The organism is Erythrobacter oryzae (genome assembly GCF_030271515.1).
Classification (GTDB): Bacteria; Pseudomonadota; Alphaproteobacteria; order Sphingomonadales; family Sphingomonadaceae; genus Erythrobacter; species Erythrobacter oryzae.
In genome coordinates this window covers 23,012-44,615 of record NZ_JASCXI010000003.1, presented here as the reverse complement: position 1 = coordinate 44,615, position 21,604 = coordinate 23,012, and the positions used below count along the sequence as shown (strand labels likewise).

Here is a 21,604-nt window from a genome sequence, read left to right as displayed (position 1 = left end):
GGGTTGGGGCAAGCGGAGGGGTGTCGCCGACGAGAGGCGCTGCCCGTGATCATACCGATGTCGCTTGCCCAGATGCAGATCGTGATCGCCTTGGCGAGTGCGGTGTCGCTGCTGTCCGCCGCCTGGCTGGTGCTTCACGCGCGCGATGTCGCGCTGCTGCTGCGCCCGGTCCTGCCGCTGGTGCCGGGGGAGGGGCGCAGGCTGGCGAGCTTCCGGGCGGTGAGCGTGGCGATCACGCTGTTCGGCTTCGCGCTTGCCGCCGAGGTGCTGGTGGTGGTGCGCGCGGCGGGAATGTAAGGCGCAGGAAAAAGGGCAGCCGGTCCGCCGCGACCGACTGCCCTCTTGCGACCCTCGCTGCGCCTCAGAAGCTCAGGCGCACGCTCGCGCGGAAGTTGCGGCCGATCAGGGGCACGAAGTCCTTGGTGAAGCTCGCATGGCGGCGGCCGACCACGTCGAAGATGTTGTCGGCGGCGAGCTGGACGGTGACGTTGCGGTTGTCCTTGAGCGGGCGCCACGAGGCCACGGCATTGACCAGCGTGAAGCTGTCGGTGGGGGTCTCGACCCCGACCACGCGGTCCTGCTTGTCGAACCACTGGACCTCGCCGCGCAGGTCGATGGGCCCGGTCTGGGCCTCGAGCGCGCCGATCAGGGCGAGCGGCGGGATGCGCGGGATGGCGGTGCCGTCGTCAAGCTCGGCCTCGGTGTAGGACGCGCCGAGGTCGGTGAGGAGGCGGAAGGAGCTGGTGTCGATGACGGGGTAGCTGAACTCGGCCTCGAAGCCCCAGAAGTCGGCATCGCCCTGGAGGTACTGGAAGACGGGGAGGTCATCTTCCTCCGCGCCGGTTTCCTCGAGGAAGATGTAGTTGGAGAACCACTGGCGATAGGCGGTCAGCCCGAAGGTGCCCTTGCCGATCCGCCCGCGGGCATAGGCCTCGAGGCCCCAGGCGCGTTCGATGGCGAGGTCGGGGTCGCCGATCTCGAAGGCCTGGGTTGCGATGTGCGGGCCGTTGGCGAACAGCTCCTCGGCGCTCGGCGCACGGGCGACGCGCGAGCCGTTGACGCCGATGCGCACACCCTCGATGCCCTCGTAGACGAGGCCGAGCGCGCCCGAGAAGGTGTCGTAGTCGTTCTCGATCCCGAGGGTCTGGGCCTTGACCTTGGTGAACTCGGCGCGCGCGGCGGCCTCGATCTGGAACGGGCCGGTGCCCCATTCCTGCAGGGTGAAGAGCGCGACCTGATCGGTGAGGTTGGGCGGGATGTAGGCTTCGGCCCCGACGGCGAAGAAGTCGCGGTGGGTGTATTGCACGCCGCTCGATCCGCGCAGGGCGCCGCCGGTGTTCTGCACCAGCTCGGCGCGGGCTTCGATGCTGGTCGAATCGAATACGGTGCCGACTTCGGCGCCCTCGAACTCGGTGTGGGTGTAGTCGGAATAGCCGACCCGCAGCTTCAGCCGCTCGAAGGCGCCTTCGCCGAGGTAGACGTCGCCCTTGAAGTCGGCGCGGAACTGGCGGAGGCCGATGGTGACGTTCTCTTCGCCCTCGCCCTCGGTCTCGTCCTCGCCCTCGCCCTCGCCGTGGTGGTGGCCCGCGCCGGGGCGGGTGGGGACGCCGTAGCTGGTGTCGTACCAGCCGATCGAGGCGCCGAAGGTGCTCTCGCCGAGGATCAGGCCGAGGCCGGCGTTGATCGTCCAGCTCTCCATGGCGGTGTTGGGCACGGTGCCGCGCACATTGGCCGCCTCGCGCAGTTCGGCGGCTTCCTCGAGCTCGCCCTCGGCCTGTTCCTCGGCCGCGTCGGCGAGGAGGTCCGCGCGCAATTCGGGGGCGACCTGAAAGCCGCCGATGTCGATGTCGCCGGTCTTGCGCCACGACCCGTCGATGTGCGCGACGAGGTTCGGGCCCACGCCCACATCGAGGCTCGCCGCGCCAGTGCGCAGGTTGCTGGCGGTGTCGACCCCGGCGAAACCGTCGAAGTGAATGTCATGGTCGGGCATCCGCACCGGGATGCGCTTGTCGACCACGTTGACCGCGCCGCCGATCGCCTGGCTGCCGTAGAGCAGCACCGCGGGGCCGCGCAGCACCTCGATGCGCTCGATGGTGATCGGCTCGAGGGTGGTGGCGTGGTCGACCGAGGTGTTCGAGACGTCGGCCGTGCCCACGCCGTCGACCAGCACGCGCACGCGCTCGCCCTGCTGGCCGCGCAGCACCGGGCGCGAGGAGCCGGGGGCAAAGCTGGTCGCCGAGACGCCGGGGAGCTTGGCGAGGAGGTCGCCGATCTGGCCGGTCACGGCGTCGCGCTGGACATCGGCGATGTCGAGCACGCTGGTGCCGGCGAGCAGGTCGAGCTCCTTGAGGCCGGCGGTGCTGACGATGATCTCGCCGGTGGCATCGGTCTGGCGGTTGTGGAGATCGTCCTCCGGCCCGGCCTCGGCGGCGGGCTGGGCGGCTGCGTCGGCGGTCGCGGCGTCGTCCGCCAGCGCCGGGCTGGCACCGGCGGCAAGGCCGAGCGCTGCCACGAGCGCGAGGCGGGAGGAGGCAAGGGAGAGCTTGCGCGTGTTCATGACGATTCCCGTATATGTATGTGATAACGTATCACGCGCCTAGCGCCGCGCACGCGCGATGCAAGCACAAAATCGGATAAATGCGGCCGGGGATCGACGAACGGCAGGCGCGCACAAGAAAATGGCCCGGTCGCGGGGTGCGACCGGGCCATGGCTTGGGCGGGGAAGCCCGATCAGAAGGCGTAGCGGGCCACCACCTGGAACACCGGACCGGCGCGCTCGCTTTCAAGCTCGTATTCGTCGAAGTCGCGCGAAATCTGGTCGCCGGTGGTGGCGAACTTGTTGAACGCCTCGTCCTTGGTCCCGTCGAGCAGGTTCGAACCCACCGCGCGGATGGTGAAGCTGTCGCCGAAGCGCTTTTCGACGAAGATTTCGAGGTCCGCGCCGTAGCGGGTCGTCACTTCCTCGCCGACCAGACGCCCGAAGGCGGTGCCCTGCTTGCGGTAGGTCGCACCGAACGCCGCGCCGAGCTTGCGCAGGTTCTGGATCGCGCCGAAGTTGTAGACATATTCCGACTGGTCGTTGAAGCGCCGCTCGCCGAATTCGTCGGTGATGTTGCTGTCGAGCAGCGCGAGGTTCCCGAACACGCCGGTATCGGGCAGGCCGAGGAAGGCGAGGCTGAACGAGGCGTCGAATTCGATCCCGTAAACCTCGCCGTCACCGGTGTTGCGCGGGGTGTAGATGAAGGTGCCGGGGCCTTCCGAACCTTCGGCCGGGGTGCCGCCCGCGGTCAGCACGGTGGAAAGCTCGGTCAGGTTGCTGACGTCGCGGTAGAAGACGTTGACGCCGATCACGCCGGTCTTGCCGATCTTGTGCTCGTAGCCGAGGTCCCCGCCCCAGGCGGTTTCGGGCGCGAGGAAGGGGTTGCCGAGGAAGTCGTTGTCGCCGAACTCGGCCTCGAGCAGCCCGGGGGTGATGAAGTCGAAGCGCGGACGCCGCACGGTGCGTGCGCCCGAGGCGGTGATCCGGCCATCGCCGACCTCGATCTTGACCGACGCAGAGGGCAGCAGGAAGTCGTAATCGTTCTCGAAGGTGCCGAGCCCGCCTGCGGTGAGATCGGTGACGGTCGCGGAGGTGTTCTCCCAGCGCACGCCCGCCTCGAAGGTGACCTTGTCGAACTCGCCCTCGATCAGGGCGTAGACGTCCTTGCGCTCCTCGGAGATGGTGTTGTTGGCGGAGATGCCCAGCGCCGGGAAGGGATTGGGCGCGAATTCGCCGGGGTTGCGGGCGAACTGGTCATAGCCCTGACGGTTGGCGGCGGTGAGGTTGAAGCGGCTGCGCACTTCCTGCAGCAGGAAGTCGCGGTCCTTGTCCTGATAGAACCCGCCGACCGCGAATTCGAGGTTTTCGCCGAGGTCGATCTCGTGCTCGAGGTTGAAGAACAGTTCCTCGTCGAGCGTGTCCTGCAGGGTCAAATCGCCGGTGAACCGCGGGGTGCTGCGGTCGAAATCGACCTCGTATTCGAACTCGTCCTGAAGATCGTCGAAGCGCGAGAAGCCGACGCGCAGCTTGGTCTCGCCGAGGCTCCACTCCTGATCGAGCTTGGCGACGATCGACCAGCTTTCGGTGGTGATGTCGTTGATGTTGCTGTTGTCGGTCAGCAGGTTGCCCGGAGGCGTCGCGCGCACGGGGCCGTTGATCGCGGTGGGATCGTTGTATTCGAACGAGCGCTCGGTCTCGGTCCGCTCGGTGCGGACGTAGTTGCCGAGGATCTCGAACTCGGTGGTCTCGGTCTCGATCCCCCAGCTGGCGTTGAAGGCGTAGTCGGTGCCGTCGCGGGTGTCGGTCTGGTCTTCGCGGTTGTCGAAATCGGCGGTCGCGAAGTCGGGGTTGTTTTCCGGGCTGTCGCCGTAGCGCAGCGAGCTCTTGATCTTGGGGTTGTAGCGGCCCTGGACGTTGGCGCCCAGCAGCACGCGGCCACCCGCCAGCGCGCCGCCGTAGTAGAAGCCGCCCGAGGGCTTGATCTCGCCGTCGTCGAAGAACAGCCCGCCCGCGCGGACATAGCCGCCGTCGAGCGTGTAGCCGTCGCGCAGTTCGATGTTGAGCGAGCCGGCGACCGCGTCACCGGTGCGGCGGGCCGAGGAGGAGCGCACGATCTCGACGCGCTCGATCAGTTCGGCCGGGATGCGGTCGAGGAAGAACGAGCGGTCGGACTGGCCGCCGGGCACGCGCTCGCCGTTGATGAGGATCTGGGTGTAGCCCGGATCGAGGCCGCGCAGCCGCGCGCCGTCGCTCTCGATCACGTCCGAGAGGAAGGTGACGCCGGGCACGCGCTTCAAGGCATCGCCCGCGGTCAGCGGTTCGAAGCGCTGGAAGTATTCCTCGTCATAGACCAGCACCGGCTCGGCCGAATCCGAGCGGTTGCGGAAGCCGATCGAGCCCTGCACGACGATTTCCTTGGCGGACTGGATGTCGTCCTCGTTCTCGGTGTCGGGGGCCTGCGCGGCGGCGGCGGCGCTGGCGGCGAGCGCCGGGTCGGCGGCAGGATCGGCGGTGGTATCGTCGGCAAGGGCCGCCTGCGGAATCGCGGCGACGGCGGCGAGCATGAGAGCCTTGTGCGAGAGGCGCAGGCGGAGCGGCGTGGTATCGGTCATCGGGAGCCCCCATTTGGCGTGGTCGTTGCCGGGGCCGCTATGGACGCTGGGTGACGCTTTGCTGACAGCATCGGGAAATGCGTCGCATCACTGAAATATAACAGTTTTGTTGCAATTCTCGGGCCGCGGCCAAGCCTTTGAGGACTTTCGCGATCTTGCGCAAAGCTGACCGCCGGGCGACCAATATGCGACCTTTCGCAGACAAGCATTCGGGCGCAAGGTGTTGCGCTTTTGCCGCAAGCACACGGCGGTCCGCCGCATCAAGCGGCGACCGGACGGACACAGCAATGTCGCTGGAAAATGGAGCGGGCGAAGGGATTCGAACCCTCGACCCCAACCTTGGCAAGGTTGTGCTCTACCCCTGAGCTACGCCCGCTCACTGGCGCTGACAGGAACCCGCGATTGCCGCCGTTCCTGCCGGAGAGGCGGCGCGATTAGCAGCGACCTCGGGCGGCTGCAAGCGCAAAATTGGCGCAATTCGGGCTTGATCGCATGTCGCCGAGCGGCCAGCACACGGACGCGCTTCACAAGCGCGGCAAGGCATCCCACATGGGAACCGGACAGGCGCAAAACGCGTAAAGCGGCAGCAGGAGCAGATAACTTGGCCAGCATGGGACTGAGCATCGAGGAACAGAAGGCGGTCGACCGTTTCCGGAAAGACGTGGTCGAGCCGTCGCAGACGAAGCTCGTCATCCTCGACTTCTGGGCCGAGTGGTGCGGGCCGTGCAAGGCGCTGACCCCGGTGCTCGAGAAGGTCGCGGGCGAATATGCCGACAAGGGCGTGGTGCTCGCCAAGATCAATGTCGACGAGGAACAGTTCATCGCCGCGCAGTTCCAGGTGCGCTCGATCCCGACGGTCTATGCGATGTTCCAGGGTCAGCCGATCGCCGATCTGACCTCGGCGCGCAGCGAATCGCAGCTCAAGGCCATTCTCGACCAGCTGCTCGCACAGCTGCCGGTCGAAGGCGGGGCGGGCGAACCGGGCGCGCCGCAGGGGCCTTCGCCCGAGGAGCTCGCGCAATTCGTCAAGATGGGCGAGGAGGCGCTCGCCGCCGGGGACGCGCAGCGCGCCGCCGCGATCTTCGCGCAGATCACCGAATTCGCCGAAGGCAACGCCCCGGCGCACGCAGGGCTGGTGCGCGCGCTGGTGATGCTGGGCGAGGTCGATCAGGCCCGCCAAGTGATGGAAGTGATCGACAGCGATCCGCGCCTTGCCACCGATGCGGCGATTGCGCCCGCCCGCAGCGCGCTGGAATTGGCGGGCGAGCGGGTCGATGATGGCGAACTCGCCGCCCTGCGCGCCGCTGCCGAGGCCGAGGGTGCGGGCATGGACGCGCAGCTCGCCTTTGCCGAGGCCGCCTTCGCGGCGGGCGAGCGCGATGCGGCTGCCGACACATTGCTCGCGATGATCGCCGCCGACCGCGAATGGAACGATGGCGCCGCGCGGGCCAAGCTGCTCAAGATCTTCGAGGCTACGGGGCTTGAAGACGAATGGGTGGTCGGCGTCCGCCGGCGGCTTTCGCGCGTATTGTTCGGATGACCAAGAGGCTTCCCATCTTCCCCCTGACGGGCGCGGTGCTGTTTCCCGGCATGCAGCTGCCGCTCCACATCTTCGAGCCGCGTTACCGCGCGATGGTGGGCGATGCGCTGATCCGCGACCGGCTGATCGCGATGATCCAGCCCCAGCGTCCCGTCGAAGGCGCGCCGCTGTTCGAGGTCGGCTGCGTCGGGCGGATCGGCGAGATTCAGGCGATGGATGACGGGCGCTATAACCTCATCCTCGAAGGCACAGCGCGTTTCCGCATGGTGCGCGAGCTGGAGGTCACCACCGCCTACCGCCAGATCGAAGCGGAGATCTTCAACGAGGACGAGGACGAAACCCTCAGCCACGCCCAGCGCGGCGGGTTCGAGCGCGAGGCGCGGCATTTTGCGGATTCGCAGGGATATTCGGTCGATTGGGATTCGGTTGAACGGCTCGATGATCGCTCGCTCATCAACGGAGTGTCGCAGATTGCGCCCTTCGATCCGGCCAGCAAGCAGGCGCTGCTCGAGGCGGGCACGCTGTCGGGCCGCTGCGAGCTGCTGGTGCAGCTGATGCAGTTCTACGGCCGCCACGATGGCGGCGAGGAGATCGTGACGCTGCAATAGGCGTCTCGCCATCTCTCGCGGCGGGGTGGTGCTTTCCGCCGCGCCCGGAAATGTCAGACGAACAACCGCCCGGCTACCGCGTCGAGCTTGGCCATCAGCGCGGGATCGTGCTCGTCCGGGGCGGTGATGACGGCGTCGTCCAAGGCGGTGTCGATCGGCGAGGGTTCGCGCTCCTCGGGCAGGGCGGCGATGAAGTTCAGCACCATCGCGCGGGCAAGCGCGCCGTTGGCCTGCATCTGCTGGACCACCTCGGCGACATCGACCGCCTCGCCGTCGCGCCAGCAGTCATAGTCGGTGACCATGCCGACGAGGGCATAGGGCAGCTCCGCCTCACGCGCCAATTTGGCTTCGGGCATCGCGGTCATGCCGATCACGTCCGCGCCCCACTGGCGGTACATCCGGCTTTCGGCGCGGGTCGAGAATTGCGGGCCTTCCATCGCCAGATAGGTCGCCCCCACCGCGACCTTGCCCTGCGCCGCGATCACCGCCTGCGCGGCCATGTCGGACAGGCGCGGGCAGACCGGATCGGCCATCGAGACATGGGTGACGAAGCCGCTGGTGAAGAAAGTGCTGGGGCGGTGGACGGTGCGGTCGATGAACTGCTCGACCACCGCAAAGCGCCCGGGCTCGAGCTCCTCGCGCAAGCTGCCCACCGCGCTGATCGCGAGGATATCGGTGCAGCCGGTGCGCTTCAGTGCATCGATATTGGCGCGCGCGTTGAGTTCAGAGGGGCTGATCGGATGCCCACGCCCGTGGCGGGGGAGGAAGCGCACCTTCACGCCCGCGATGGTGCCGCACAGAATCTCGTCGGAAGGGTCGCCCCAGGGCGTCTCGATCGCGATCCACTGCGCGTCCTCCAGCCCGTCGATGGCATAGAGTCCCGAACCGCCGATGATCCCGATGCACCACTCGCTGGCCATGCTGCCCCGCTGTCCTCTCTCTCGCGTCAAGGCCTTAGGTCAGGTCGAAGGGCTCGGGCAAGGCCTTGCGAACGATCTTTTCCGCCGCCGCATAGGGTTGGGCGATCGCGGGCAGGGCCCGCATCGCGGCGTAATGCGCGGCGAGGCCCGGCCAGCGGTCGAGCGGCATCTCGGCCACCAGGGCGATCTGCATCAGCACGCAGGCCACGGTGATGTCGGCGATCGAGAGCGCGTCGCCGGCAAAGAACGCGCGGCCATCGAGGCGCTTTTCGAGGATGTCGAAGATCGGCGGCAGCTGGCTCGCCCATGCGTCGCGCGCCTTCTCGAGCCCCGGCTCCTCGCCCTTGGACATGGCGAAGAAGATCGGCCGGAAGATGCCGAGCCCGCCTGCCATCGCCAGCGAGGTATCGGCGAATTCCTCGATGAACAGCGCCTCCCCGTATGCCATCGGGTCTGCGGGGTAGAGCGCGGGCGCGGGGTGCTTCTTCTCGATATAGGCGCAGATCGCGCTGGAATCGGGGATCGTGCCCGCAAGGCCCTCTTCGGCCACCGAGCGGTCGCGCAGCACCGGAATGCGCTTCATCGGCGAGATATCGAGGAACCACGGCGGCGGGGCGAAGATGTTCACGCCCTCGACCTCGTAGGCGACGCCCTTGGTGAGGCACACGCCTGCCGCCTTCCGCAGGAAGGGCGAAAGCGGGCTGCCGTACAGCACCAGATCGGGGCGGGATTCAGTCATCGCGGGTCCTCTCGTCGTCAAGCCGGATGCCTCACATAGGACGGCTGCGGCGTAGCGCAATCGTCAGGTGATTGCAGCCGTCTGCCGCGCTAGCTTTGCCTTCAAAGCAGCGATTGCGTTTTTCAATGCAACGCGCCAACCTTGGGCAGAGAGAGACGACTCCCCCATTCGCAAGAGAGGACAAAGCATGGTCACCCAGTACAAGAACCTTATCGGCGGCGAGATGGTCGCGACCGACCGCTGGCTCGACGTGGTGAACCCCGCCAACGAGCAGGTCATCGGCCAGGTCCCCGCTTGCGGCAAGGCCGAGCTCGACCGTGCGGTCGCCGCCGCGCGCGCCGCGTTCAAGACCTGGAAGAACACCCCCATCGAGGAACGCCGCGCCGCGATCATGGCGATCTCTGGCGCGATCAAGGCGAATGCGGAGGAACTCTACCGCCTGCTCACCAGCGAACAGGGCAAGCCCCACGATCAGGCGCGCGGCGAGATCTACGGCGCGGCCGGAATGAGCGCGGCGCAGTCCACGCTCAGCCTGGATGACGAGATCAACGAGGACAGCGACACCCGCCTCAGCCGCACCCGCCGCGTGCCGGTGGGCGTGGTCGCCGGGATCGTGCCGTGGAACTTCCCGGTGATGATGGCGATCCAGAAGATCGCGCCCGCGATGCTCTCGGGCTGCACCATCGTCCTGAAGCCCTCGCCCTTCACCCCGCTGACCACCCTGCGCATCGCCGAGCTGATCGCCGACAAGGTGCCGCCGGGCGTGGTCAACATCATCACCGGCGAGGACGATCTCGGCCCGCTGATGACCAGCCACCCCGATATCGACAAGATCACCTTCACCGGCTCGACCGCGACCGGCAAGAAGATCATGGAAGGCGCCAGCGCCGACCTCAAGCGCATCACGCTGGAGCTTGGGGGCAACGATGCCTCGATCGTGCTCCCCGATGCGGACCCCAAGAAGGTCGCCGAACAGCTGTTCTGGTCGAGCTTCTCGAATGCCGGGCAGATCTGCGTCGCCGCCAAGCGCGTCTATATCCACGAGGACATCTATGATGAACTCAGCGCCGCGATCGTCGAATATGCCAAGACCGTGAAGGTCGGCGACGGCAGCCAGCAGGGCACCGGCGTCGGCCCGATCCAGAACAAGAAGCAGTATGACCGCGTGCTCGAGCTGATCGAGGATGCCAAGTCGAACGGCTACAAGTTCCTGCTCGGCGGGAACGTGGACCCGAGCGGCACCGGCTATTTCGTGCCGCTGACCATCCTCGACAACCCGCCCGAAGACGCGCGGATCGTCGCCGAGGAGCAGTTCGGCCCGGTCATGCCGCTGATGAAGTTCTCGACCGAGGAGGAGGTCATCCAGCGCGCCAACAACTCGGATTACGGCCTCGCCGGTGCGGTGTGGACGGGCAATCCGGAGAAGGGCGTGGAGATCGCCGAGCAGCTCGAAACCGGCACGGTGTGGGTCAACGAATACCTCCACCTCTCGCCCTTCGCGCCCTTCGGAGGGCACAAGCAGTCGGGCTTCGGCGCCGAATATGGCAAGGAAGGCCTGAAGGAGTTCACCTACGCACAGGTGATCACCGTGAAGAAGGACAACGTCCCCGCCTGATCCGTGGGGATGACGGCTGACGAATTGAGCGCCGGGCTGGCGCGGGTCTGTGCCCGCGCCGGTCTCGGCGCTTTGTCGTCGGAGCCGCAGCGTCTGACGGGCGGGGCGGTGATGGAGAGCTGGCGGTTTTCTGCTGGCGGCTCCGACTATGTTCTGCGCCGCGCGCCGAGCCTCGCCTTTATGGAAGGGCGGCCTTACGGGCATGCCACCGAGGCCGCGCTGATCGAGGCGGCCCGCGCCAAGGGCGTGACCGCGCCGGAAGTGGTGGCGGTGCTGGAGGAGGCTGACGGGCTCGGGAGCGGGTTCGTCATGCGCGCGCTGCCGGGGACAGCCGATCCCAAGGTCATTCTGGCCTGCGACGACCCCGACGGGCTGCTGCGCGGCATCGCCGTCGACCTCGCGCGCATTCACCGCTTGCGGCAGGGCGACGTGCCCGAGGGCGTGCCGGTGATGGACTACCGCGCCGCCATCGCCGACCTCAAACAGCAGTTCATGGACGCAGGCGGGGATCGCCCGATCATCGCGCTCGGCCTCAAGTGGCTGGAGGACAACTGCCCGCCTGAAGTCGAGCCCGTGCTCAACCACGGCGATTACCGCATGGGCAATCTGCTGGTCGAAGGCTCGGCGTTGACCGGCGTGCTCGACTGGGAAATCGCCCATTTCGGCGACCCCCACGAGGACCTCGCCTTCGGCTGCATGGCGGTGTGGCGCTTCGCCCGCTACGACCGTCCCGCGCTGGGGCTGGGGAGCATCGAAGATTACATCGCCGCCTATGAGGCCGAGGCGGGGGTCAGCATCGACCCCGCACGCTTCCGCTTTTGGACGATCTACCGCACCGTGTGGTGGGCCTTGGGCTGCCTCAAGATGGCCGCCCAATGGCGCTCGGGCGCGGACCGGATGCTCGAACGCGTGGTCATCTCGCGCCGGACGAGCGAGCAAGAACTCGACCTGCTGCTGCTGCTGGAGGGCGAAGCCCCGCGCGCCAAGCGTCGCGGATGGGTGCCGTCGAGCTCCGCCGACGAACGCTTCGAACCCATGGGGGAGGCTAGCGCCTCGGAGATCGCGGTTGCTGTGTCTGAATGGCTTGCCACGCTGAAGGACAAGCTTTCGGGGCACGATCGGTTTCAGCTGGCGGTGGCCCGTAACGCGCTCGGCATTCTCGAGCGGGAATACCACTCAGAGTACGATTTTCAGTGGCTGGGCTGCTCCGACGAACTTGCTGCGGACATCCTTTCGGGCGCGAAAACGCTAGCGGACAAGGATCTGCTGCAAAGCCTACGATTTGCGGCACTCGAAAAGGTGCGAGCAGACTCGCCCAAATATCCCGCATTCTCGGCCGCTCGAAAAAAGTGGCTTAAAGAGGAATAGCCGCATGGACTTCGCGCTTCCCCCCGACCTGCAAGCCTATCTCGCCGAACTCGACGCCTTCATCGCCGCCGAGATCAAGCCGCTCGAACAGCAAGACGACAACATCCGCTTCTTCGACCACCGCCGCGAATATGCGCGCACGGATTTCGAGGCGGGCGGGTTGCCGCGGCACGAGTGGGAGGAGCTTCTGAAAGAGGCCACCCGCCGCGCCGACAAGGCCGGGCATTGGCGCTTCTCCGCCCCCAAGCGCTATGGCGGGAAGGACGGCAGCAACCTCTGGATGGCGGTGATCCGCGAGCATTTTGCGAGGCAGGGCCTCGGGCTGCACAATGACTTGCAGAACGAGCACAGCATCGTCGGCAACTTCCCCTTCGTCGCCATGTTCGACCAGTGGGGCACCGAGGAGCAGAAGCAGGAATTCATCCTCGGCGGGTTTGAACGCACGCGGCGCGTCGCTTTCGGGCTGACCGAACCGCACCACGGCTCCGACGCCACGCACATGGAGACTCACGCCGTCCGCCAAACCCGCGACGGGGTCGATGGCTGGCTGATCAACGGCGAGAAGATGTGGATCACCGGCATGCACGTCGCCACCCACTGCGCGATGTTCGCGCGCACGGCCGGCGAGGCGGGGGACGCAAGCGGGATCACCTGCTTCCTCGTCCCCAACCCCACCCCCGGCCTCCAGATCGAAGAGTGGATGTGGACCTTCAACATGCCCACCGACCACCCGCGCCTCAGCGTCACCAACGTGTGGGTGCCCGACAGCGCGATCCTCGGCGTGGAAGGCCGCGGCCTCGCGCTGGCGCAGAGCTTCGTCCACCAGAACCGCATCCGGCAGGCGGCCTCATCCTGCGGCGCGGCGCTCTATTGCATTGATGAAAGCGTGAAATACGCCCGCGAGCGCAAGCCCTTCGGCGAGGAGCTGGCGCGCAATCAGGCGATCCAGTTCCCCTTGGTGGAGTTGGCGACGCAGGCGGAAATGCTGCGGCTCCTCATCTTCAAGACCGCGTGGGAGATGGACAACATGCCCCACGAGGCGATCGAGCGGACCATCTCGGACAAGGTCTCGATGTGTAATTACTGGGCAAACCGGCTGGTGTGCGAGGCGGCGGACCGCGCCATGCAGGTCCACGGCGGCATCGGCTATTCGCGCCACAAGCCCTTCGAGCACATCTACCGCCACCACCGCCGCTATCGGATTACCGAGGGCTCGGAGGAAATCCAGATGCGGAAAGTGGGCGCTTATCTGTTCGGCTATCTCGGGCCGAAGCGGGGCCAGTTTTCCTGAGGTTCGGCTAGCTCCGCCGCCGCCAGATCCCCGCGAGCAGGCTCCCGATCAGCACGTGCCACACCGCCGAGATGGCGGCGGGAACCGGGGCGAGGGCGGCCTGCGTTGCATCGGCGAATTGCGCGGCGAAGGCGGGGGTCTTCGCGAGGCCCGAGCCGAGGCCCGAATTCTGCATCCCCACCTCGATGCTGATCGTGCGCGCCTCGACCTCGGCCAGCCCCAGCACGCGCGACAACAGGTAGCCCAGACCGAAGCCCAGCGAATGGAGCAAGAAGGTCGCCAGCAGCAGCACGCCCGCATGCTCCATGATCTGCGCCTTGGATCCGCCGACGATCCCGCCCACGATCAGGATCACCAGCACGATGGCGACCAAAGGCAGCACCCCGTTCACCGCCTCTGCGGCGCGCGGGAACAGGCGGTTGAGCAGGGTGCCCAAGACCACCGGCACCAGCACAACGCCCACCATGTTCACCAGCAGGTTCAGCCGGTCGATCTCGACATAGGCCCCCGCCAGCCACCCGGTCAGCAGCGGGGTCAGCACCACGGCGGCGAGAGTCGAGGCCATCGTCATCGCCACCGACAGCGCCACGTGCCCGCGCGCGATGTAGGTCACGATGTTCGAGGCGGTGCCCCCTGGGCAGCAGGCCACGAGGATCAGACCCACCGCCAGCCCCGGCTCCAGCCCCAGCACCTTGGCCACCGCAAAGCCCGAGAGCGGCATCACCGTATATTGCAGCGCCACACCGGCGACAAAGGCGCGCGGCATATTGAGGAGCCCGCGATAATCCTCGAAGGTCAGCGTCAGGCCCATGGCGAGCATGATGACGCCCAGCGCGAGGCTCAGCAGCGGCTGTCCGGCAAAGCGGATGCTGCCGTCGGTCATCCAGGTGAAGGCGGGTGGATAGAACCACGCGAGCGCCACGCCGCCCAGCGTCAGCGCGGCGAAGTTGTTGGTGATCCGTTGCAGCATCCGCGTGTCCCCCTGAGCCGCCGACCGTAATCGACCAACGGCATTGCCGCCCCTAGCAATATCCTTGCGCGCCGCTAGTCTCCCGCGCCGACAGAGGGAGACTTTCCATGCGCATTCTCGCCGCCGCCCTGCTTGCAGGCGCCGCTATCGTTGCCACGCCGCTCGCCGCCGCCCCCGCCAAGAAGGACGCCAAGGCCGACGAGAAGTGGAGCGTCGAGGCGCCCAAGGGTGCGACGATCAAGCAGGTCGCGATCAACACCGACGAGGGCACCTGGATGGATGTCGACGTCGCGCCCGACGGCAAGACCATCGCCTTCACCCTGCTCGGCGACATCTACACCCTGCCGATCGAGGGCGGGACTCCCAAGCGCATCAGCGAGGGCCTGTCGTGGGACGTGCAGCCGCGCTTCTCGCCCGATGGGACGCGCATCGCCTTCACCTCGGACCGCGGCGGCGGGGACAATATCTGGGTGATGAACGCCGACGGCACCGACAAGCGGCAGGTGACGAAGGAGGACTTCCGCCTGCTGAACCAACCCGCATGGTCGCCCGACGGACGCTTCATCGCGGCGAAGAAGCACTACACCACCGAGCGGTCTGCCGGCACGGGCGAGGTGTGGCTCTACCACGTCAGCGGCGGGGGCGGGGTGCAGGTCGTGGAGCGCGCCAACGAGCGGCTCCAGAAGGAGCTGGGCGAGCCGGTCTTCGCGCCCGATGGCTCCGCGATCTACTACACCCGCAACACCACGCCGGGAAACACCTTCGAATATGCGCAGGATTCGAACGCGGGGATCTTCGCGATCGAGAAGCACGATCTCGCCACCGGCGAAGTCTCCACCGCGGTCTCCGGCTACGGGGGCGCAGTGCGCCCCGCGCCCTCGCCCGACGGAAAGGAAATCGCTTTCGTCCGGCGCGACAAGGACCAGACCCAGCTGTGGGTCAAGGATATCGCCAGCGGCCGCGAGCGGATGATCTACGGCAAGCTCGATCTCGACGTGCAGGAGACCTGGGCGGTCACCGGGGTCTATCCCAACATGGACTGGCTGCCGGATTCGAGCGCCATCGTGTTCTGGGCCGGGGGCAAGCTGAACCGCGTGGGCCGCGACGGATCGGGCCATGCGGTGATACCCTTCCGCGTCAAGGACACCCGCGGGGTGGCCGATGCCCCGCACCCGGTGATCGACGTCGCGCCCGACAGCTTCACCACCACCATGCCGCGCTTCGCCACGCTCTCGCCCGACGGGTCGCGGGTGGTGTTCGAGAGCCTCGGGCGGCTCTACAGCAAATCCGCCAAGGGCAAGGACGCGCCCGCCCCGCTGACGGGTGACAGCGCCGATGTGCTCGAAGCCTTCCCCGCCTTCAGCCGTGACGGGAGCCAACTCGCCTATGTCCGCTGGAGCGACGCCACACTCGGCGAGATCATTGTCGCCGATGCGCAGGGCCAGAACCGCCGCGTCCTCACCGGCCCGGGGCATTACGGCAACCTTGCCTTCTCGCCCGACGGCACCATGATCGCCTTCGAAAAGCGCGAGGGCGGCTACCTCACCTCGCCCGATTTCTCGGAAGGCTCCGGCATTTACGTGATGCCGGTTGCCGGAGGCGAGGCGAAGCTCGTCACCCGCGACGGGGCGAACCCGCAATGGGGCGCGGGCAATGACCGCCTGTTCATGGTGGCGCGCGACGGCGGCAACCTCGCACTCGTCTCGACCGACCTCGCCGGCGAAGCCAAGCGCACCCACGCCAAGGGCGATCTGGCCAACGACCTGCGCATCGCCCCCGATGGCCGCACCATCGCCTTCCGCCAGAACTACGAGGTCTTCGCCATGCCGCTGGTGCCCGGCGGCAAGCCGGTCGACGTCAGCGAGAAGGGTGGATCGCTCCCCGTCACCAAGGTCAGCACCGGGGGCGCGGACTATCTCGGCTGGGCCAATGGCGGCGAGACGCTGTTCTGGTCGATCGGGCCTTCGCTCCAGAGCGCCAGCATCCCCGCGCTGTTCGCCAATGCGCCCAAGGCGGAAGCCGACAAGACGCCCGCCTTCACCCCGCCCACCACCGGCATTCCGCTGCAAGTGAGCGTGCAGAAGGCCAAGCCCACCGGCACCACCGTCATCACCGGCGCGCGGGTGCTGACCATGCGTCCGGGGCTTGCCGCCGATGACGCGGGCGTGATCGAGAACGGCCTCATCGTGATCGAGGGCGACCGCATCACCGGGGTCTATGACGCGACCGTGGTGAAGATCAAACTGCCCGGTGACGCGCGGATGATCGACGCCAGCGGCAAGACCATTATGCCCGGACTTGTCGATGCCCACGCGCACGGGGCCTACGGGGTCGGCGACCTGATCCCGCAGCAGAACTGGGCCTTGCTGCAGGACCTCGCGATGGGGGTGACGACGGTCCACAACCCCTCCTCGCAGGCGAGCACCGTCTTCGCCGCCGCCGAGCGCCAGCGCGCGGGGCTCACGCTCGGACCGCGCATCTTCTCGACCGGCGAGATCATTTACGGCGCCAAGGCGGCGGACGTGTATGCGCGGATCGATTCCTACGAGGACGCACTCGCCCATGTGCGGCGGATCAAGGCGCAGGGGGGGATCTCGGTCAAGAACTACAACCAGCCCCGCCGCGAACAGCGCCAGATGGTGGTGCGCGCTGCGGCGGCCGAGAACATGCTGGTCGTCGCCGAGGGCGGTTCGCTGTTCGGGATGGACATGAACATCGCCGCGGACGGCAACTCGACGCTCGAGCACAATATCCCAGCCGACGTGTTCTACGAAGACGTGCTGCAATTCTTCAGCCAGTCGAACACCAACTACACGCCCACGCTGGTGGTCACCTATGGCGGTCTCGCGGGCGATCCCTATTGGCGGCAGGCGACCAATGTGTGGGAGAACCCGCTCATGGTCCACACGCCGCCCAAGATGCTGCTCGCCGAGACCGCACGGCGCACCAAGGCGCCCGAGTGGGCCTTCGTCGACGACAACAACGCGCGCGAGGCGCGGAAACTGGCGCAGCGCGGGGTGAAGGTCAGCATCGGTGCCCACGGCCAGCAGGCGGGCGTCGGCGCGCATTGGGAGCTGTGGAGCTTCGTGCGCGGCGGAATGAGCCCGGTCGAGGCGCTGAAGGCGGGCACCATCGTACCCGCGCAATCGCTCGGGATGGCGAAGGACATCGGCAGCATCGAGGTGGGCAAGCTGGCCGACCTCGTGATCCTCTCGGACGATCCGTCGCAGGACATCGCCAATTCGGACAACATCGAGAAGGTGATGATCGGCGGGCGGCTCTATGATGCGCGGACGATGAACGAGGTGGGCACAGGAGACGCCAAGCGCCGCCCCTATTTCTGGGAAGGCGAGGGCGCGAACGGCGCGGCGGGCTCGGCGCGCACGACCAGCGAGGGCCGGGGCCATGCGGACGGGGATGCGGGGTAGAGGCTGAGGGAGGCGATCACTCCCCCTCCAGCAGCCCCCGCAAATCCTTCAGCGCCTTCGCCCGCAGCTGGTGCACCCGCGGCACGCTGACTTCGAGCACCGCGGCGATTTCGGTGAGGTTGAGTTCCTCGACGAAGAACAGCTGGAGCACCAGCTTCAGCCGGTCGGGCAGCTTCACCATCGCCGCGATCAGCCGCTCGCGGTCCTCGCTGGCGCACAGGGCTTCGAAGGGATCGGGATCGTCGCTGGCGAAGGCGAGGCTGGTCTCGTCATAGGCGTCCTCGATCGGGGTCATCTTGACCCCCGAGGCTTCGATGGCGAGCAGTTCGGCGTCATCCACCTCCAGCGCGCGGGCGAGTTCGGCGCGGCTCGGCTCGCGGCCCAATGTCCCGCGAAGCGAAGCGAGCGCCCGCTCGTAGGTCGATCTTTTGGCGCGCGCGGTGCGGCTGTCGTGCGCGATGCGGCGCACTTCATCCAGCATCGCGCCGCGCACCCGGATCTTGGCATAGGCGGCAAAGCCGTCCTCGGTCGGCCCGGCGTGGCGCTGGGCGCATTCGGTGAGGGCAAGGATGCCGGCCTGCACCAGATCCTCGATCTCGAGGCCCTCGCGCCCGCGCCCGTTGATGTGCCAGGCGGTGCGGCGCACCAGCGGCAGGAAGCGGCGTACGCGGTCCTCGACCTCGGCGCGCGAGGGGGCGTAGGGGACGGGCGAACCGAACCCGGCGTGATCGTGCTTCATGCCGCGATCCCCGCAGGGTTCGGCAGCGCGGGGGCCTCAGCCGGAGCGCCGATCACGCCCACCACCGCGATGGGCTGGCTCGCGGGCAGCTCGGCGATCGAGAGCACGAGGCAGCGCGGCGCGCGGTGCCGCAGCAGCGCGGCGAGCGCGCGGCGCGCGGGCGGCTGGACGATCAGCGCGACCGGCCCCTTCTCGGCATCGGCGACCGCGTTGACCTCGCGCAGGATCATGCCTGCGCAATCGGGCTCGATCAGCGGCTGGCCGGTCGCGGGATCGATCATCCCGCCGAGGATCGCGCCTTCGAGACCCGCATCGAGCGTGACCACCTTCAGCGCCTCGTCCGGCCCGGCGATCCGCGCCACGAGGCGCGGCGACAGGTCGGCGCGCACGGCATCGATCACCGTGTCGAAATCGGTGGTCTTCTGGAGCGCCAGCGCTAGCGAAGTGAACAGCGGCTGGGGGTGGGCGAGCCCGATCCCGTCGGCCATCAGCGCGCGCAGCGTGCGGGTGAGCGCGGCGAGCGGGAGCGGGTCGGGGGTCACCGCCTCGACCAGCGCGGGGGCGCGGGCCTTGAGGCCATCGACCCACTCGCGCACCTCGTCGGGGCCGAGCAGCTGGTGCGCTTCGGCAAGCAGCGCCTGGTTGGCATGGGTGGCGATGACCGAGGCCGGGTCGACCACGAGGAAGCCCTCGGCCACGGCATGATCGCGGCTCGCAGGGGCGATCCACAGGGCGGGGCAATCGAAGGAGGGATCGCGGGTCGGCTCGCCGGTGAGGCCATGCCCGGGCCGCACATCGCCCGCGTCGATGGCGAGCAGCTTGCCGGGGCGCACGCTCCCGCGCGCAATGCTCACCCCGCCCATCAGCACGGCGTAATCCTGCGCGGCAAGCTCGAGCGAATCGCGGATCCGGAACTGCGGCAGCACGAAGCCGAGATCGCGCGAGAGTTGCTTGCGGATGCCGGTGATCCGCGTGATCAGCGGCGCGCCCTGCGCGGCGTCGACCAGCCCAACGATGCCGTAGCCCAGCTCGACGGTGACCAGCGTGCTGTCCGCCACATCGGCGAGCGCGATGTGATCGGGCGAGACGTCCTCGACCGGCTCGGCGACGGGGGTAGGCCGGGCGGCGCGCTGCTTGAGCTGCCACCAGATCGCGGCGGCAATGGCGGCGGCCGGGAGAAAGATCGTCTGCGGCATGGCGGGCACGAGGCCGACGCTGGCGAGGATCAGCGCCACCGGCAGCCACCCGCGCGCATCGGCGAACTGGCCGCCGATCTGCCCCGCGAGGTCGCGCTGGTCGCTCACCCGCGTGACGATGGCAGCCGCCGCGATCGAGAGCAGCAGCGCCGGCACCTGCGCCACCAGCGCGTCGCCCACCGCAAGCGTGACGTAAGCCTCGCCCGCCTCGGTTGCAGAAAGGCCGTGGGAGATCATCCCGATGGCGAAGCCGGCGACGATGTTGACCCCGAGGATCAACAGCGCCGCCATCGCGTCGCCCTTCACGAATTTGCTGGCACCATCCATCGAGCCGTAGAAATCGGCCTCGACCGTGACCTCGCGCCGCCGCTCGCGCGCTTCGTCGGCGGTGACGAGGCCTGCGGCGATGTCGGCGTCGATCGCCATCTGCTTGCCCGGCAGCGCATCGAGCACGAAGCGCGCCGAGACTTCGGACACGCGGCCCGCGCCCTTGGTGATGACGATCATGTTGATGATCATGAGGATCGCAAAAACGAACAACCCAACGACGAAATTGCCGCCGACGAGGAAGGCCGCAAAGCTCTCGATCACGTGCCCGGCGGCCGCGCCCCCCTCGTGCCCGTGCACCAGCACCACCCGTGTCGAAGCGACGTTGAGGGCAAGCCGCAAGAGGGTCGCGAACAGCAGCACGCTCGGGAAGCTGGAGAAATCGAGCGGGCGACGCGCGTTCAACGCCACCATCAGCACCGCGATCGAAATCGCGATGTTGAGCACGAAGAAGATGTCGAGCAGCAGCGCGGGGATCGGCAGCACCATCAGCGCCAGCAGCGCGAAGATGCCCACTGGCAGCGCGAGGCTGGCGGGCATGGCGGCGATGCGGGCGAAGAACGGGGAAGGGGCAGTCGTCACGGATGAACTCACAGGCCGAGTGCCTTCAGACGGTCATAGGCGCGCCGCACCTGCGGCGGGGCGGCGGCGGGATCGGTGCCGAAGGTGCTGCCCAGGATCTGCGACATCGGCGGACGCTGCGGCGGGCGCACGGCGACGGCAGGGAGCGAGGCCTGCGACAATGCCGTGGGCACGCCGGGGCCGAACACCGTCTCGTCGGCGATCAGATAGGGCGTGGGCGTGAAGCCCATGCCGCCGCCGGGGCGCGGGGCGTAGTCGGCGCGCACGAAATTGACCCCCCGGCCATCGGTGGCGCGGTCGAGTGCGCGGCCCATCTTGCCGTCGATCACCTGCATCACCTGCGCAAGGCTGCGCGGGGAACCGTCGGGGGCGTAGAAGATCGCGCGATTGGCGGCGGCGGGGCGGGCAAACAGCGCGGCGGCGCTCTGGCCGGGATCGGCCTGCAGCTCGCTCAGGAACCGCCCCGCGCCGCCTGCGCCGAGGAAATGCGCAAGATAGAGCTCGGCATGATCGGGCTGGCGGCCGAGGATCGGCATCAGATGCGCGCGGTTGTCCTCGGCAAGGCCCGCGGCCATCAGCGCGGCGATCTGCGGGTCGCTCCGCAAGCCGAGGATCGCCTCGCGCTTGGCGTCGTCGGCGACATATGCATTGCCCGAGGCAGTGACGGCGATCTGGTCGGCGATATGGCCGAGACCGAAACGGTGCCCGTGCTTCTTCATCGTGTCGAGCCAGGTGCTCTCGATGAACTGGTAGAGCCCGGTCGCGCTCGAGGTCGCGGCGCGGGCATCGGGGTTCATCGCGCTTTCGACCTCGGCCTGGGCGAGGAGGTAGTTGAAATCGACGCTGGTCGCCTGCGCCGCGCGGGCGATCGCGGCCTCGACCGGGCCGCCGCCGACGGCAGCGATCTGGCGCGCGGCAGCGGGCTCTGCGCCGTCCAGCCCGGCACGCGCGGCGGCATGGGCGCGCGCGGCGCTTTCGAACCCGGCGCGGATCGAGCCTGCGGGGAGGCTCATCGATGTGGGGGGCTTGCTCATGCGCGCTTCCGCCTGCTTGCGCCGCCGCGGGATGCGGGGGCTTCGCGGGGGGAAGGTGCAAACGCCGTGCCAGACAGGGCGGGCGCGGGGAGCGCC

General features: G+C 67.9%; 15 protein-coding genes and 1 tRNA gene. 7 read left to right on the top strand and 9 right to left on the bottom strand.

What is annotated here, in order from left to right; all coding sequences use genetic code 11:
• Nucleotides 1–45 precede the first annotated feature (45 nt).
• Nucleotides 46–297 carry a hypothetical protein gene (locus tag PFX90_RS09005; RefSeq protein ID WP_285712098.1) on the top strand — a complete coding sequence of 84 codons (252 nt, stop codon included), beginning with the start codon at nucleotides 46–48 and terminating at the stop codon, nucleotides 295–297.
• A gap of 64 nt (nucleotides 298–361) precedes the next feature.
• Here PFX90_RS09005 and PFX90_RS09000 read toward each other — a convergent pair whose 3' ends face one another.
• The 3 genes from PFX90_RS09000 to PFX90_RS08990 form a co-directional block, all read right to left on the bottom strand.
• Entirely contained in the window at nucleotides 362–2,557 is a 2,196-nt protein-coding gene (locus PFX90_RS09000) for a TonB-dependent receptor (RefSeq protein ID WP_285712097.1), read from the bottom strand.
• A 173-nt stretch (nucleotides 2,558–2,730) separates the two neighbouring features.
• The gene (locus tag PFX90_RS08995) at nucleotides 2,731–5,151 is read right to left on the bottom strand and encodes a TonB-dependent receptor plug domain-containing protein (RefSeq protein WP_285712096.1); all 2,421 of its coding nucleotides are present in this window, start codon (nucleotides 5,149–5,151) and stop codon (nucleotides 2,731–2,733) included.
• 301 nt (nucleotides 5,152–5,452) lie between these two features.
• Nucleotides 5,453–5,527: transfer RNA gene (locus PFX90_RS08990), tRNA-Gly, on the bottom strand.
• Nucleotides 5,528–5,761: 234 nt separating this feature from the next.
• On the opposite strand from PFX90_RS08990, the gene PFX90_RS08985 reads away from it, so the two are divergent.
• Together PFX90_RS08985 and PFX90_RS08980 are read left to right on the top strand one after the other, a co-directional pair.
• Nucleotides 5,762–6,691, top strand: coding sequence for a tetratricopeptide repeat protein (locus tag PFX90_RS08985; RefSeq protein WP_285712095.1), 930 nt, complete (start codon nucleotides 5,762–5,764; stop codon nucleotides 6,689–6,691).
• Nucleotides 6,688–7,299 (top strand): LON peptidase substrate-binding domain-containing protein, encoded by a 612-nt coding sequence (locus PFX90_RS08980; RefSeq protein WP_285712094.1) that lies wholly within the window; start codon nucleotides 6,688–6,690, stop codon nucleotides 7,297–7,299. The genes PFX90_RS08985 and PFX90_RS08980 overlap by 4 nt, the downstream gene beginning before the upstream one ends.
• Before the next feature lie 53 nt (nucleotides 7,300–7,352).
• Here the strand turns inward: PFX90_RS08980 and mtnP are convergent, their stop codons facing one another.
• Together mtnP and PFX90_RS08970 are read right to left on the bottom strand one after the other, a co-directional pair.
• Complete coding sequence (gene mtnP / locus PFX90_RS08975) at nucleotides 7,353–8,219, bottom strand: S-methyl-5'-thioadenosine phosphorylase (protein WP_285712093.1); 867 nt, start codon at nucleotides 8,217–8,219, stop codon at nucleotides 7,353–7,355.
• Between the two features lie 34 nt (nucleotides 8,220–8,253).
• Complete coding sequence (locus PFX90_RS08970; protein WP_285712092.1) at nucleotides 8,254–8,958, bottom strand: glutathione S-transferase family protein; 705 nt, start codon at nucleotides 8,956–8,958, stop codon at nucleotides 8,254–8,256.
• Nucleotides 8,959–9,145: 187 nt separating this feature from the next.
• Here PFX90_RS08970 and PFX90_RS08965 point away from each other — a divergent pair, with 187 nt between their 5' ends.
• Genes PFX90_RS08965 through PFX90_RS08955 form a run of 3 tightly spaced genes read left to right on the top strand, consistent with a single transcriptional unit; the run spans nucleotide 9,146 to nucleotide 13,232 of the window.
• Nucleotides 9,146–10,573, top strand: coding sequence for an aldehyde dehydrogenase family protein (locus PFX90_RS08965; RefSeq protein WP_285712091.1), 1,428 nt, complete (start codon nucleotides 9,146–9,148; stop codon nucleotides 10,571–10,573).
• A 9-nt stretch (nucleotides 10,574–10,582) separates the two neighbouring features.
• A complete protein-coding gene (locus PFX90_RS08960; protein ID WP_336426491.1) occupies nucleotides 10,583–11,941 on the top strand; it encodes a phosphotransferase in 1,359 nt (452 codons plus the stop codon).
• Between the two features lie 4 nt (nucleotides 11,942–11,945).
• Nucleotides 11,946–13,232, top strand: a complete 1,287-nt coding sequence (locus PFX90_RS08955) for an acyl-CoA dehydrogenase family protein (RefSeq protein WP_285712089.1) — start codon at nucleotides 11,946–11,948, stop codon at nucleotides 13,230–13,232.
• Between the two features lie 7 nt (nucleotides 13,233–13,239).
• Here PFX90_RS08955 and PFX90_RS08950 read toward each other — a convergent pair whose 3' ends face one another.
• On the bottom strand, nucleotides 13,240–14,202 hold the full coding sequence (locus PFX90_RS08950; RefSeq protein WP_285712088.1) for a bile acid:sodium symporter family protein: 963 nt from the start codon (nucleotides 14,200–14,202) through the stop codon (nucleotides 13,240–13,242).
• Nucleotides 14,203–14,309: 107 nt separating this feature from the next.
• On the opposite strand from PFX90_RS08950, the gene PFX90_RS08945 reads away from it, so the two are divergent.
• Nucleotides 14,310–17,630: an amidohydrolase family protein gene (locus PFX90_RS08945; RefSeq protein ID WP_285712087.1), complete on the top strand. Its 3,321-nt coding sequence runs from the start codon at nucleotides 14,310–14,312 to the stop codon at nucleotides 17,628–17,630.
• A 16-nt stretch (nucleotides 17,631–17,646) separates the two neighbouring features.
• On the opposite strand, the gene PFX90_RS08940 is transcribed toward PFX90_RS08945, so the two are convergent.
• The 3 genes from PFX90_RS08940 to PFX90_RS08930 are packed head-to-tail and all read right to left on the bottom strand — an operon-like array spanning nucleotide 17,647 to nucleotide 21,508.
• A complete protein-coding gene (locus PFX90_RS08940; protein ID WP_285712086.1) occupies nucleotides 17,647–18,369 on the bottom strand; it encodes a sigma-70 family RNA polymerase sigma factor in 723 nt (240 codons plus the stop codon).
• On the bottom strand, nucleotides 18,366–20,432 hold the full coding sequence (locus PFX90_RS08935) for a flagellar biosynthesis protein FlhA (protein ID WP_285712837.1): 2,067 nt from the start codon (nucleotides 20,430–20,432) through the stop codon (nucleotides 18,366–18,368). The genes PFX90_RS08940 and PFX90_RS08935 overlap by 4 nt, the downstream gene beginning before the upstream one ends.
• A 50-nt stretch (nucleotides 20,433–20,482) precedes the next feature.
• Complete coding sequence (locus PFX90_RS08930; RefSeq protein ID WP_285712085.1) at nucleotides 20,483–21,508, bottom strand: transglycosylase SLT domain-containing protein; 1,026 nt, start codon at nucleotides 21,506–21,508, stop codon at nucleotides 20,483–20,485.
• Nucleotides 21,509–21,604 lie beyond the last annotated feature (96 nt).